Annotated in this window: 10 protein-coding genes and 1 pseudogene; 10 read left to right on the top strand and 1 reads right to left on the bottom strand. The window is 71.3% G+C overall.

What is annotated here, in order from left to right:
* Nucleotides 1–278: 278 nt before the first annotated feature.
* The gene (locus tag ETD85_RS51975) at nucleotides 279–515 is read right to left on the bottom strand and encodes a hypothetical protein (protein ID WP_206059420.1); all 237 of its coding nucleotides are present in this window, start codon (nucleotides 513–515) and stop codon (nucleotides 279–281) included.
* Nucleotides 516–706: 191 nt separating this feature from the next.
* Here ETD85_RS51975 and ETD85_RS51970 point away from each other — a divergent pair, with 191 nt between their 5' ends.
* From ETD85_RS51970 to ETD85_RS51925, 10 genes and pseudogenes are all read left to right on the top strand, one after another.
* Nucleotides 707–1,006 (top strand): hypothetical protein, encoded by a 300-nt coding sequence (locus ETD85_RS51970; RefSeq protein ID WP_138697262.1) that lies wholly within the window; start codon nucleotides 707–709, stop codon nucleotides 1,004–1,006.
* A 326-nt stretch (nucleotides 1,007–1,332) separates the two neighbouring features.
* Complete coding sequence (locus ETD85_RS51965; RefSeq protein ID WP_138697261.1) at nucleotides 1,333–2,349, top strand: conjugal transfer protein; 1,017 nt, start codon at nucleotides 1,333–1,335, stop codon at nucleotides 2,347–2,349.
* Between the two features lie 81 nt (nucleotides 2,350–2,430).
* The gene (locus tag ETD85_RS51960) at nucleotides 2,431–2,676 is read left to right on the top strand and encodes a hypothetical protein (protein WP_240779991.1); all 246 of its coding nucleotides are present in this window, start codon (nucleotides 2,431–2,433) and stop codon (nucleotides 2,674–2,676) included.
* A 54-nt stretch (nucleotides 2,677–2,730) separates the two neighbouring features.
* On the top strand, nucleotides 2,731–5,994 hold the full coding sequence (locus tag ETD85_RS51955; RefSeq protein WP_170247322.1) for a TcpE family conjugal transfer membrane protein: 3,264 nt from the start codon (nucleotides 2,731–2,733) through the stop codon (nucleotides 5,992–5,994).
* Nucleotides 5,995–6,041: 47 nt separating this feature from the next.
* Entirely contained in the window at nucleotides 6,042–8,522 is a 2,481-nt protein-coding gene (locus tag ETD85_RS51950) for an ATP-binding protein (RefSeq protein ID WP_138697258.1), read from the top strand.
* The gene (locus tag ETD85_RS51945) at nucleotides 8,519–10,771 is read left to right on the top strand and encodes a type IV secretion system protein (RefSeq protein ID WP_206059419.1); all 2,253 of its coding nucleotides are present in this window, start codon (nucleotides 8,519–8,521) and stop codon (nucleotides 10,769–10,771) included. The genes ETD85_RS51950 and ETD85_RS51945 overlap by 4 nt, the downstream gene beginning before the upstream one ends.
* A gap of 2 nt (nucleotides 10,772–10,773) precedes the next feature.
* Nucleotides 10,774–11,400, top strand: coding sequence for a hypothetical protein (locus ETD85_RS51940; protein ID WP_138697257.1), 627 nt, complete (start codon nucleotides 10,774–10,776; stop codon nucleotides 11,398–11,400).
* The gene (locus ETD85_RS51935) at nucleotides 11,397–12,491 is read left to right on the top strand and encodes a C40 family peptidase (RefSeq protein WP_138697256.1); all 1,095 of its coding nucleotides are present in this window, start codon (nucleotides 11,397–11,399) and stop codon (nucleotides 12,489–12,491) included. Before ETD85_RS51940 ends, ETD85_RS51935 begins: the two co-directional genes overlap by 4 nt.
* A 13-nt stretch (nucleotides 12,492–12,504) precedes the next feature.
* On the top strand, nucleotides 12,505–12,900 hold the full coding sequence (locus ETD85_RS51930) for a (deoxy)nucleoside triphosphate pyrophosphohydrolase (protein ID WP_138697255.1): 396 nt from the start codon (nucleotides 12,505–12,507) through the stop codon (nucleotides 12,898–12,900).
* A 63-nt stretch (nucleotides 12,901–12,963) separates the two neighbouring features.
* Nucleotides 12,964–13,544 (top strand): annotated as a pseudogene (locus tag ETD85_RS51925) (hypothetical protein); the annotation flags it as partial.

Here is a 13,544-nt window from a genome sequence, read left to right as displayed (position 1 = left end):
GCCATGACCCACCCGAAGCACCCTGCCCCAGCGACATCCGATTCCGCCGGACAACCACCGTGATGCCCCGGGCGTCGAGCCCGTCAGAAAGGCCGAGCCCGCCAGAGGCACGAAGAGGGCCGCGTCCCACTTGGGCGGCGGCCCTCCCCTCTGGGCCGCGTCCCGCTTGGGTGGCGGCCCCCCTGGGCCGCGGAATCGCTGATGGCTGCCATCAGCTGCGAAGGCCCGATATTCCGGCAGTTCGCCGCCACGGGGGAATCCGCGCGGCTAATTCACGTTCAGTCCGCGTGGATGAGCTCGTTGTCCCACATGCCGCCCTGGCAGATGGCCTTGCCGCGTCCGACCGGGACGATGGTGCCGCCACCGTCCGTGCATTCGCTCCCCGTGACCCAGGCAGGCGCGGCGGGCGTGGCGGCCGCAGCCGGCACGGCACCGGCGAGCGCGCCCGTCAGCGCGCCCGTCAGTGCGCCCGTCAGTGCGTACGTAGTGAGCAGGGCGGCGGCGAATCGTCGCATGACACCAGTCCAATCACGTAGAGCAATATCTCGCTACGCTAGGTTAGCGACGTGGACGGGCGGCGAAGCCTCCTGAGGCGTCCCATGCCGGAACGGTCGGACGTCTGATCCCGGGATGACTGACGCGTCAACCACTTTGGGCCCCCGCGCGTCGAATCGTCACGGCGTTCACGCTGACTCGGGAGGCCCTCATGATCCGTCGCATCATCCGGAAACGACGCCCAGCGCCCACGCTCGCGGGCATCAGCCTCGAAGAGGAGCTCGCCCTGATCAGGGTCGAGCTCATGTACGGCCTGCGCGTCAACCGTGAGGCGTACCTGCGCAGGAAGGTCGACGAGCGCAACGAGATGGCGACGCGCATGCGCGAGCGCGACGCGGCCGACATGCTGACGGATCTTCGCGGCTCCCTGGAGCGGGCGGTGCAGCCGACCGTCGTGGATCTCCACAGCAGGCGGAGGCAGCATTCGACCCAGGATCCGGAGCCTGCCTGAAGCGCTCTCCGCTCGCGACCTATGCCAAATGCGCAGGTCGAGAGAGTCCATGCCTGATTTGGACAGGAATCCGTGGCTGCCGCGCTATGCGATTCCAGGCGTCTGGCCTGGTCAAAAGCCCTTTTCACCGGGAAGTGACTGGAATCGGCACGATGGTGTGTCCAGTGTCCCCGGTTTGCCGTCAGGGCCGTCATGCCTGCAGCATGGGCGTGGCTTTCTGGAAGAATGGCGGAGACCGGATAGGGTGACTACTTCACCGCGGATGATGGGGATCGGCAACGGACGACACCGCGCCAGCCGGGGGGATCGGCGCGAGCGGAGGCGTGATGGCTCGTAGGTCTACCGTCCAGCACGATCCTCGGATCGCTGGCGAGCCCGAGCTTTCCGCACGCCTGGACCCGGTTGACTTCGACGCGCCGCCATCGCGCCGGCCGCGCCGTGGTGGCTGGTCGGGCGGCGGCGGGCGATGGCTGGTGTGGACGGGCCGCATCATTCTGTGGGCGCTTATTCTGGTTATCGTGGTGAATGGGATTCGTGCCCCATTTGAGCGATTTACCCAGGAAGGTGCCGCAACGACCAATGGCGCCGTGCCGGCGGACAAGGGATTCCCCACCGACCGGGGCATGGCGTTCGCCGCCCAGTTCGCTGGGGTCTATCTGAATTTCACCCCAGAAGACGCGGCCAGCAGGTCCCGGAAGCTGGTGGCGTTCCTGGCCGAGGGCATGGACGCGCAAATCGGCTGGGACGGCTACGGCCGGCTGGCCGCCGTCGCGATCCAGCCCTACGACGCCGAGGTGAGCGACGCCCACAACGCCGTGATCAGCGTGGCCTTCCAGTCGGGCCCGCGCAGGCTGATGCTGTCGGTCCCGATCTACTACTCCGGCGACGACGCCGGCAAGCGGTTCGTCGTGTCGGGGCGTCCCGCGGTCCTGCCCGCACCGGCTCCCGCCGACCTCCCCCAGGTCGCCAAGCCGGAGACGGACGACGCGGCCGCGGCGGAGCTCAAGCCGCAACTGGAGGGCTTCTTCAAGGAATACGCCTCAGGCGACGTCGGCGGTTTGCAGCGCTATGTCGCCGCCGGCAAGAGCCTGCCGAGCTTCGGCGGCGCGTTCAGCTTCGCCGAGCTCAAGGAAATCGTGGTGCCTGTGGGGGGTGCCACCAGAGAGATCCAGGCGGTCGTGGTGTGGGTCGTCCCCAACGGCGACGCCCCGCCCACGCCCAGCGCCACCGACCCGGCTGCGGTCGGCGGGCGACTCGAGCAGGCCTATCGCCTGACCGTCGAGAAGCAGGGCGACAAGTGGTTCGTCGCCGACATCCGCGGCGCCGGCCGGGTCGTTGGATAGAAGCGCGGCCGCGTTGCTGATGGGTACCCCCCAGGAGGACAAGAAGTGATCTTGAAGACCGTAGTGCTCACCTTGATCGAGATGTCGCCGACACCGACGCCGACCGGCATCGACACCGGAGGGCTCGCCAACTTCCTGCGCGCCTTCTTCGCCCCTTTGTTCCTCGTTGTCGTCTCCGTGGTCGCGCTCTTCTTCCTCTTCACCCGCGAGATCACGCGATTCGTACAGTTCCTGATATTGGCCGTGGCCATCGGAGTGATCTTCTACGTGCCCAACATCATTGAGGTGACGGCGAAGGCAATCGCGGGCGCACTGGGCATCAAGTAAGGGTTGAGACCGCTCCGCGGCGGTCATGTACGAGCGGGTGGAGAGGAGGACCGCGTGGACTTGCCCACGTATACGAACATCTGGCGGATTGAGAAGCGGCTCTACAAGCTGTACGACCTCCGGCTCCCGATGCCGCTTCCCATCGTCTGGATCGGCGTCTTCGTCGGGGTGTTCGTCCCGTGGTCGCTCCTGCTGGTCCTGGTGGGCGTGCCGGTGGAGATGCCGTGGCACGTGCTGTTCCTCGTACCGCCGGGGATCGTGACGTGGCTGTCCACCCGTCCCGTCATCGAGGGCAAGAGGCTCACAGAGCTCCTGGAGTCCCAGCTTCGTTATCTGGGCCAGCCCAAGGCCTGGTACCGCCTCGCTCCCACGTCCGAGCCCGAGGCCGTCACCTTCTCCGGGCGCGTCTGGCGCTCCACTCCCGTGCGGGCCAAGTCGAAGGCGCCGCGCAAGTCCCGCCAGCCGCAGCGCAAGCGCGAGGGCCAGCGGATCGCCGGTCCCCGGCAGGTCCGCCCGGCGGTCGCCGCCGCCGCTGCCGCCGCAGGGCAGGCTCCCGTCGCCGAGCCGGCGACGACCGGCCGCAGTGGCTGGGGCAGCCGCCGGGGTGCCGCGCCCGCGCTCAGCGGCCAGGTGCGGCAGGCGACGGCGTCCGGGGCACCGGAGACCGTGAAGCAGCCGATCCTGCGTCAGGAGGGGCTCTCAGGCGGCTCAGGACGGCGTCAGGACCTCCCGCTGGTGGCCGTGCCCCGGGGTCCGGGAGGTCGCGGGGCTCAGGGGACTCGCGGGGCACACGGGGAAGTTGGGGACGACGTGGTGGGCGCGGGCTCGGCGCCGGAGCCGGTCGAGCGCCAATCTGCCGCCCGCCGGGAGACCGGGGCCGGGCAGGGCCGCGGGGCCGGCGGCCGGGCCTCCTCCCGTGCCGCTTCGGGCCGCGCCACTCCGGAGCTGGAGCCCGCCCGCCGCGAGGTCGAGGACCGGGAGACGCCGCACGCGGCCGAGGGCCGGGAGACGGCTGGTTGGGGTGCCGTTGGTCCGGGTGCCGCTGATCGGGATGCGATCGGTCGGGGTGCCGCTGGTCGGGATGCCGAGCGTGCGGTTGTCGAAGGGCGGGTCGCCGGTCGTGACGTGGCGGGCCCGGACGACGTAGGCGATGAGCGCGCCGGTGAGGCCGTACCGGGGTTCGAGGGTGGGCATGGGGCGCCAGACGAGGCGGAAGCCGGGCAGGGTGCGGTCGTACCGATCAGGACGGGTGAGAGCCGCAGGCCCGGCGCGGGCAAGCCGATCGACACCGAGGCGCTGCGGCGGCTGAGGAAGCTCGCGGCGAGTGCCGACGCGCCGGCTGAGGCGGCCGAGGGCCGCGCTGAGGACGGCGGGCGTGACGGCGGGCGCCGCGGAGACGAGTGGCACGGAGACGAGCGGCGCGAGGGCGACCGGCGCGAAGGTGAGCGGCGCGAGGGCGACCGGCGGGGAGGCGGACGGCGCGAGGACGAGGTCGCGCGCGACCAGCACAGGAAGGGGCAGCCGCCGAGGCTGGGCCCGGCGCTGGTGCTGTCGGGCACGCAGCGGGTCTGGCCGCCGATCAACCCCAACGCCAAGCCGCTTCCCCGTCCGAGCATCTCGGCCGGTGAGCGTGAGGAAGGCCGCGCCGAGGCTGCTTCCGCCGATTCCGCTGCTTCCGCCGTCCAGGGCGAGACTGCGGGTGCAGGCACGCGGGGGCCGTCCCCGCAGGGCGACGTCGCGGCGAGTGCCGCCCCGCCCGCGTCGGACGCCGTGGCCGGAACGTCAGGCACGCAGAGCGAGCGGAAGGACCGGGAGAAGGACGACGTCCCGCAGAGACCCGGCTCGATCGGCGATTCGTCGCGGCGTGCGGGCTCCCGGGAGCTGCGTGCGGTCGGTGACGCCCCGGCGGGCACTGCCGCGCCGAGAGCGGATGCCGCCGCTGCGGACGAGCCTGAGGAGTCCGGTGGACGGCGAGAGCCGGAGGCACCGGCTGCGCGGCGTTCGGGCACGGGCGAAGGGCGAGCGCCGCGGGCGGCGGGTGCCGATGACGGGCGGACGGCCCGGGACAACGCAGGACCTGGCGAGCTGCAAGGGCCGACCGAGGCCGGCCAGGAGCCGGACGAGCGACCCGAGCAGGAATCGGCTGAGCGGCCGGGTAAGAGGCCGGATGATCGGCCAGGCCAGAGGCTGGGTGAGAGGCCGGGTGAGAGGCCGGAGCGGGCGGTTGCCGAGCGGTCCGGCCGGAAGTTCGATGAGGTGGCTGCGCAAGGGCTCGACGCGGGAGCTGCGCAGGATGCCGACGAAAGGGACGAGCAGGGGAGCGGCGAGCTGGTCGTGCCGGTCCCGCGGCCCGGTGAAGGGCGGGTGCGGCGGGTCGAGTCCGTGGTCGGCCGCGACTCCGGCGGCTGGCGGCGGATCGCCCAGGTGGTCGTCGGCGGCGGCGGTGTGCGGACCGACGGGTCCGAGATCGACGAGGCCAGGGCCAGGAGCGTGTTCCGCGGCAGCCGCCGGGTCGTCGTGCTCGGCTGCACCGGCGGCGCGGGGCAGAGCACGACCGCGCTCATGCTCGGCCACACCTTCGCCAAATACCGTGACGACAGGGTCGTCGCCGTCGACGCCAACACCGGCGGCACCACCCTGACCAGCAAGATCGAGCCGGAGACCCCCGAGACCCTCACCTCGCTGCTGTCGGGGCTCGACCGGGTCAGCGGCTACCTCACGATGCGGGGATACACCACGCGCACGGCCTCCGGGCTTGAGGTGATCAGCGCGGACACCGACGCGGGCGCCGAGCAGCGGCTCGCGGACCGGTCCTACTTCTCCGACCACCGTCTGGGCGAGTCCATGCGCCTGCTCGACCGCCACTACAAGCTGGCCGTCATCGACCCGGCCGCCGCGCTGGCGGCCAGGGTCCTGCCGTACGCCGACCAGCTCGTGCTGGTGGTGCCGGCGAGCGAGGAGGCGTCGGAGGCGGTGGCGATGACGTACGAGTGGCTCGACGGGCACGGCTGCGCGGAGCTGCGCAGGCGGGCGGTCATGGTGGTCAACGGCGTGAGCAGACGTTCGATGGCCGACGTCGAGCAGGCGGAGTCGGTGGCCAGCGGCAGGTGCCGGGCCATCGTCAGGGTCCCCTGGGAGGACGATCTGGCGCCAGGCGGCGCGGAGGTCGTGGACCTGGGGCAGTTGCGCGCGGCCGGGCGGCGGGCCTACCTCGCCCTCGCCGGTGTGGTGGTCGCGGGCTTCGCGGCACAGACCGTACGACCGAGCGAAGAGGAGTTGGCGAGTGACCCCCCGGGCACGAGAATCGGTGAGCGATAAGTGAACAAGCGAGCAGGTCTGGCCCGTTCATGCGCCGAGGGGGCGGCATGAGCAGGGCGTCCCGAGCGCACCAGCGCCTCGCGGTCCGCTATTTCGACGACCGCATCCTGCTCACAGACACCTGCGCATGGGCGTACTTCCGCCTCCCGACGGTCAGCTACGAGTTCGTCACGCCCGAGGAACGCGAGGCGCTGGCCACCAACATCACGATCGCGCTGGCCGCGATCAGGATGCCCGACGCCGAGGTCCACCTGAGGGTCGCCCACCGCACTTACCCCGCGGCGGAGTGGGCCATGGCGCTCAACGCCACGTCCGACGAGGGGTCTGGCTGGCGCGACTACCTGGAGGAGATGTACCGGCACGTCTGGGCCAAGGACTTCTGGTCCAAGGAGGTCTACCTCGGCGTCCGGCTCGGCCCGCGCGGCAAGCAACTCGGCAGCGGCGTGCTGTCCCAGCTCTTCGGCTTCTACCAGAAAACGGAGAGGGCGCTCGGGATGGAGGACGACCACGTACCGGACAGTGAGATCGGCCGCTGGACCGAGCAGTCCGAGCGGCTCGGCCGGGCGCTCGCGTCGAGCGCCCTCTACGCCAGGCACGCCACCTCGGTCGAGGTGGCGTGGCTGTTCCAGCACGCCGCCGCGGGCGCGCTGGGCGATCCGGCACCGTCGGCGAGCCCGAAGCGGCGCTGGGGCAGGGGCGAGATCGAGTCGCTGGTCGAGGGTGAGATCCACAACGGCAGGTCGCTGCTGCGCATCGTGCAGCCGCAGGGCGACTCCTACGTGGCCCATCTGTCGTTCGCCCGCTTCCCCGACCTCATGCCCTTCCCCGACGGCGAGCCGTGGATGCACTTCGCCGACCAGCTCTCCTTCCCCGTGGAGATCTCGTCGCGGATGCGGCTGATCCCGCCGACCAAGGCCTCTCGGGACGTCGCCCGCAAGCTGGCGCACGCCCGCGACATGGACCACCACATCCGCGAGGCCGGGGCCGAGGCGCCGCTGGCGCTGGCCGAGCAGATCGACGCGGCGCGCATGCTGGAGCACGGCATCACGAAGGAGAGACTCCCCTTCGTGTACGGCTGGCACCGTCTGATCGTGTCGGCCCCGACCGAGGACATCTGCGTGCAGCGGGTGGAGGCGGTCGTCGAGCACTACCGCGACATGGGCATCGACGTGGTCAACTCCACCGGCGACCAGTTCTCGCTGTTCTGCGAGACGCTGCCGGGCGAGAAAGTACGCGTCAACGCCTACGCCCAGCGCCAGCCGCTGCGCACGATCGCGGGCGGCATGGCCACCGCGACCGTGGATCTGGGCGACCGGCTGGGCGACAGCGGCAGCGAGGGCTGGCTGGGCCCGTACATCGGTGAGACCGTCGGCAGGGCCCGCAGCATCGTGCACTTCGACCCGCTGGTGGCGGCCACCCGCAACCGGCCGACGGCGATCGCGATCACCGGCGAGCCGGGCGGCGGCAAGACGACGCTCGCGCTGCTGATGATCTACCAGATGGCGTTGCGCGGGGTCACCGTGGCGGTGATCGACCCGAAGGGCGACGCCGAGTCGCTGGTCCAGCTCCTGGACAAGCGCGGACGGAAGGCACGGGTGATCCCGCTCGGCTCGGCCGCGCCGGGCCTGCTCGACCCGTTCTCGTTCGGCGACGACATCGCGGCGAAGAAGACGATGGCCACCGAGACGCTGCGCCTGCTGCTGCCCCGCATGTCGGAGGAGCGCGAGTCGGCGATGATCCAGGCGGTGGCCGCGGTGTCCAACGCGCCGGATCCCTCGCTCGGCAAGGTCGTCGACTTCCTGGAGGCGGCCGACGACCCGGCCTCGAAGAACCTGGGCGCCGTGCTGCGGTCGATGTCGGAGATGCACCTGGCCAGGCTGTGCTTCGACCCCTCCGGCGGCGACCAGATCGACAGCGAGGGCTGGACGACCGTGTTCACCCTGGGCGGGCTGACGCTCCCCGACGTGGCCACGACCAGGGACGACTACTCCTACGAGCAGCGGCTGTCGGTGGCGCTGCTCTACCTGGTGTCCCAGTTCGCGCGCAGGCTGATGAACGGCCTCGACCGGCGCGCCCCCAAGGCGATCTTCCTGGACGAGGCGTGGGCCATCACCTCCACGCCCGAGGGCGCCAAGCTGGTGCCCGAGGTCAGCAGGATGGGCCGCTCCCGCAACACCGCGCTCGTTCTGGTCTCCCAGAACGCGGGAGACCTGCTGAACGAGCAGGTGACCAACTGCCTCTCGTCCGTCTTCGCGTTCAGGTCCACCGAACGGGTGGAGGTGGACCACGTGATGTCGCTGCTCGGGGTGGAGCCGTCGGAGGAGCACAAGGCCGTGCTCCGCTCGCTGGGCAACGGCGAATGCGTATTCCGCGATCTGGATGGCAGAGCGGGACGCATCGGAGTAGACCTGATCTCCGAAGAGCTTCTCCGTTGGCTCGACACGAACCCGACGCACGACAAACCCGACGGCAGCGGGCATGATGATCATCAAGGGGGCGTGGGCAGGGCGCAGGAGGTACGGTCATGAAGATCCGGCTATCTCGACGACTCGCGCTGACTCTTGCGCTCGTCACCGGCATGCTCGTGGTGCCGATCGTGGTGGGAGGCATGTCCGCGCCGGCCGCGGCGGCCCCGTGCGACCTCTCCGGCGCCCTCGCGCCCGAGGTGATCGGCGGCGGCACCGACGGCATGATCCAGCCGCCGCCACCCGAGGGCGGCCCGCAGACCCCGACCACCAACTACGCGCAGTTCGGGATGAGCGGCCAGTTCTGGCACACGCACGACCTGGGCTGCTCCGACTACGTCGCCGTGCTCGGCAACATGTGGGCCAACGGCATCTTCACCGCGGCCAAGGCCGTCGACCGGCTGACGATCACGACGTACCAGGCCGCGGCGACCGAGGGTCCGCTGCAGTCCATCAAGGACGTCGTCGACGACATCGTCACGAGCCTGTCCAACGCCATGTACTGGCCCTACCTCCGGCCGATCGTGATCCTCGGCGCGATCTGGCTGGCCTGGTACGGGCTGATCCGCAAGCGGGCCACCACGACCGCCGAAGGCGTGATCTGGATGGTCCTGGCGGTCACCGTCGCGGTCTGGTTCTTCAGCAGGCCCGGCGACTTCACCGGGCTGGGCAAGGTCGTGACGGACAAGACCGGCGAGGTCGTCAACTCGGCCTTCTCCGGCCTGCCGGGCGCGGGCGGCGCCTCCTGCCTGCCGCCGCCCGGCGGGGCGAGCCCGGAGGTCAAGGCCGGTGGATACGCCCAGAACGGCACGCCCGGCGTCGACCAGAACGCCGACGCGCTGTGGTCCACCCTGGTCTGCAAGCCGTGGCTGGTGGGCATGTTCGGCACCGCCGACCCGCAGCAGCCGATCGTGCGTGACTTCGGCCGCAAGATGCTGGAGATCCAGTCGATCCAGCCCGCCGTGGCCGGCCAGCCGGCCCCCGACATCGGCGCCCACCAGTCGCAGTACACCGCGCTGGCCGAGAGCCTCAAGAACGACCCCCGCTACACCGTCTTCTCCGGCCGCGACTGGTCCAACCGGCTCGGCGTTGCCGTCGGCGCGTTCATCGCCGCCCTGGTGGCGGGGACGCTCATCTTCCTGGTGGCGGTCTCGCTGCTGGTGCTGAAGGTGGGCTTCCTGCTGCTGCTGATACTCGGGCCGATCTTCCTGCTGATCGGCGTGCACCCGGGCAGCGGCCGGATCGTCGCCATGCGCTGGGTGGAGATGCTCATCGGCACGCTGCTCAGGCAGGCCGTGCTGACCATCGTGCTCAGCGTCCTCGTCTACGGGTACGCGCTGATCATCTCCACGGCCATGCCGTGGGGGCTGCAGGTGCTGTTCATGGCCCTGCTGACGATCGCCGTGTTCTTCTACCGCAGGCCGTTCCAGCATCTGTTCGCCTCGATGAGCGGCCACACGGTCGCCACCCGCATGCTCGGCGAGGCCGCGAGCTCGTCCGTGCTGGAGCGGTCGGCGGGCGTGCTGCCCCCGGTCGCCTCGGCCCGGATCGGCCGCTGGGGCCTGCGCAAGGCCGAGCCGCTCATCAGGGCGGCGGGCGTGGCCAACCCGGCGGGCGCGGCCGCCACGGCGGCCGCCACGTCAGGCCAGGTCAGGGTACGCGGCGAGGAAGGCGAGGGCGCGCAGGCCGGGACCCGGCTCCCGGCCACGGCGGCTCCGCTCGACACCGACCAGACGGGCGGCAAGGGCGCGGCCAGGCAGCCGCTCGAACCCCGCAGGGGCACGGCGCCGCCGCTCAACCTGGGCGGCACGCCCACCCGCACCCGCGGCGCCGGGGCGGCGGGCGGCCCGAGAGCCGCCGGCGCGCCCAGCACCAGCCCCGCCGCCTCAGCCGGCTCGGCGAGCTCGGGCGGCTCCGGCGGCTGGTTCGGCGGGCGGTCCGGTGGCGGCTGGATGCCACGGGGCGGCTCGTCCGGCGGGACGCGCGGGTCGAGATTCGGTGGCTCGGGCGGCTCAGGCGGCTCGGGTGGCGCCAGGTCGGGCGGCACGCGTTCACGTGGCTCGGGCGGCGGCCTGTTCGGCGGCGGCTCGGGATCCGGGGGATCGCGGTCCAACGGCGGCTCCCGCTCCAACGGCGCGTCCAGGTCCGGCGGCGGCTCGCCCGGTCCCCGGATCTTCGGCTCCGACGAGCCGTCGTCCCGCTCCTCCGAGGCACCACCGCTCTGGCTGCGCAGCAGCGGCAACGGCGGCGGGTCCGGAGGTGACCCGTCCGTGCCGTTCTGGCTCAAGCCGAACAACCCTGACAAGGACTGAACATGGCGCAGCCAGGTGACAGGCGGGGGGTGGCCTTCGCCGCCATCGTCGTGGTCATCGCCGCGGTCGGCATCTACCTGACGATGTGGCCGGACTCGGAGGACCCGGCGCAGCCCGCGCCGGACGCGGGCCGCGCCACCGCCGCGCCCGCGGCGTCGAGCACGCCGCTGGCGACCGCGAGCGCGGCGCCGTTCGACGTCTACTCCTACCTGCCGATGAAGAAGGAGCAGCTGTCGGCGGCGGCGGACCTGGCTGAACGCTTCATCGCCGTGTACGGCACCTACCGCTACGACGAGGACCCGGCGGCGTACGCGGGCCGGGTGAAGGTGTACACGACGGCCGAGCTCGCCAACGACCTGACCAGGACCGTCACGTCGGCGGGCACGATCGAGCAGAACCGCAACGATCAGATCGTCTCCACGGCCACGGCCAGGCTGAAGGAGATCCGGCAGATCGAGAAGACCTCCATCGTCTTCGTGGTCACCGCGAACAGGCAGGTCGTAGCGAAGAGCGGCGACCAGCAGCTCACGGAGGAGTTCGCGGTGACGGTGAGCCAGTTGGGCGCCGACTGGCGGATCTTCGACATCAGGCCGGCCATCGAGGGCCAGGATGGGGATCCCGCAGGGTGAAACTCTCACGAGCGCGCCTCGCCCTGGTGATCGGCCTCGCCGGGGCGCTACTCCTCGTCGCGGTCATCGTGTCGCCGATGCTGCTGATCTCGATGCCGTCCTTCCTCAGCGACGGCGGCGCCTCCGTCGACTGCGCGGACAGCACGCAGGTGGAAGAGGTGTCCGACTCGGGCACCTCGGACATTCCCGGCGAATATCTGGACCTCTACAAGGAGTACGGCCAGAAGATCGGCGTCCAGTGGAACATCCTGGCCGCCGTGGGCAAGCGCGAGACCGACCACGGCCGGTCGAACCTGCCGGGGGTCAAGAGCGGGACCAACTCCGCGGGCGCGGCCGGGCCGATGCAGTTCCTGATCTCCACGTGGGGCGGCAAGGCGCGGATGCCGATGTCGTCCACGATCAACGGGTACGCCTCCGACGGCGACGGTGACGGCGTGGGCGACGTGTACAACCCGGCCGACGCCATTCTCGGCGCGGCGAAGATGCTCAAGCGCAACGGCGCCCCCGAGAACGTGCGCCAGGCGCTGTTCGTCTACAACCGCGCCTGGTGGTACGTGGACCAGGTCGTGGAGATCGCCCGGAAGTACGCCAAGTCCGGCGAGGTCAAGGTGCCGCCGCAGGCCACCGAAGAGTGCGACGACCCGCTCGTCGAGGCGGCGCCCAGCGACATCGTGGCCAAGATCCTGGAGTTCGCGCTGGCGCAGCGCGGCAAGCCGTACCTGTGGGGCGGGACGGGTCCGGACGCGTTCGACTGCTCCGGGGTCATTTACGCGGCCTACCGCGCGGCGGGGCTGTCGATCCCGCGTACGACGTTCACGCAGTGGCCGTTCGGGGTGAAGGTGTTAGAGGGCGACGAGCAGCCCGGGGACCTGGTGTTCTTCAACGCCGGTCCGGGCACGTCGGCCGGCAGCCCCGGGCACGTGGGGCTGGTCGTGTCGAAGGGCAAGATGCTGGAGGCCCGGTGCCGGCTGTGCGGGCCGATCAAGGTCACGAGTTACCAGGCCCGCGACAACCGCGTGGGCTTCACCCGTCCCCTGCAGAACCCCGCCGTGCTCGATCAGCTGAAGAAGCTGCAGAATTCGTCCCTGTGAGGAATCTCTACGTATGAGCATGGTCGTGGTCGTGGCCGCAGTGATCGTCGCGGAGGGCCGCCGGGTGCTGGCCGCCCAGCGCGCGGCGCCCGCCGCCCTCGCCGGCGGGTGGGAGTTCCCCGGCGGGAAGGTGGATCCGGGCGAGAGCGAGCCCGAGGCGCTGGTCCGCGAGTGCCGGGAGGAGCTCGGCGTCGAGGTCGCGGTGGGCGCGCAGGTGGGCGGGGACTGGCCGCTGTCCCAGGGGTACGTGCTGCGGGTCTGGCTGTGCTCACTGGCCTCCGGCGTGCCCGAGGCCAGGGAGCATCTGGCGCTGCGGTGGCTGGGGCCCGGCGAGTACTACGACGTCGAGTGGCTCGGGGCCGATCTGCCCATCATGAAGACTGTGGAGAATTTGCTCGAAGGTGATTAGCTAGTCCCTCTCTGTGACAGAATGGCTACTAGGCGTTATTTGTCATGGCGGGGGAGAAGCGTGATGCGGCGGGGCTGGGTCATCGGCGGGGCGTTGGTGCTCGCCGCGCTGCCCACCGTGCCCGTGGCGGCGGCCGGGGTGTCGCTGGTGCTCGAACGGGTGGGCGTGGGTGAGGGCGCGGCGAAGTGGGTCAGGACGGGGGACGTCCAGCGGTTCAGGGTGCGGCTGAACGGGCTGGCCAAGGAGACCAGGGTGGCGGTGGCGGCCAGCCCGGTGGAGGCGCTGGCCGAGGTGGCGTGCGTGCCGTCGCTCGCGCGGGGTGCGCGGGGGCCGGCCAGTCCTGAGGCGGGCGACGTGGCGGCCGGCGTCGCCGTGGCGGGTCCTTCCGACGCGAGCACGTCCGTCGCGAGGTCCCCACTGTCGGGGAATGCGGTGGCCGGGAGCGCAGCGGCCGGGAGCGTAGCGGCAGGAAATGCGGTGGCCGGGCGTGCGGCGGCTGGGCGTGCGGAGGCCGGGAGCGCGGCGGCTGGGCGTGCGGCGGCTGGGAGCGCGGAGGCTCGGAGCGGGACGGCAGCGGGCGTGACGGCTGCGCGCGCCCCGGGCTCGAACGGGCCGGCGGTGAGTACGACAGCGGAGAGCGGGTC

This window comes from Nonomuraea zeae (assembly GCF_005889725.1).
Classification (GTDB): Bacteria; Actinomycetota; Actinomycetes; order Streptosporangiales; family Streptosporangiaceae; genus Nonomuraea; species Nonomuraea zeae.
The sequence above is the reverse complement of the archived record's forward strand: the minus strand, read 5'-3'. Positions and strand labels throughout refer to the sequence as shown.

Coding starts and splice junctions, on each gene's coding strand:
- ETD85_RS51975 (WP_206059420.1), bottom strand. CDS start 515: ATGCGACGATTCGCCGCCGCCCTGCTCACTACGTACGCACTGACGGGC.
- ETD85_RS51970 (WP_138697262.1), top strand. CDS start 707: ATGATCCGTCGCATCATCCGGAAACGACGCCCAGCGCCCACGCTCGCG.
- ETD85_RS51965 (WP_138697261.1), top strand. CDS start 1,333: ATGGCTCGTAGGTCTACCGTCCAGCACGATCCTCGGATCGCTGGCGAG.
- ETD85_RS51960 (WP_240779991.1), top strand. CDS start 2,431: ATGTCGCCGACACCGACGCCGACCGGCATCGACACCGGAGGGCTCGCC.
- ETD85_RS51950 (WP_138697258.1), top strand. CDS start 6,042: ATGAGCAGGGCGTCCCGAGCGCACCAGCGCCTCGCGGTCCGCTATTTC.
- ETD85_RS51945 (WP_206059419.1), top strand. CDS start 8,519: ATGAAGATCCGGCTATCTCGACGACTCGCGCTGACTCTTGCGCTCGTC.
- ETD85_RS51940 (WP_138697257.1), top strand. CDS start 10,774: ATGGCGCAGCCAGGTGACAGGCGGGGGGTGGCCTTCGCCGCCATCGTC.
- ETD85_RS51930 (WP_138697255.1), top strand. CDS start 12,505: ATGAGCATGGTCGTGGTCGTGGCCGCAGTGATCGTCGCGGAGGGCCGC.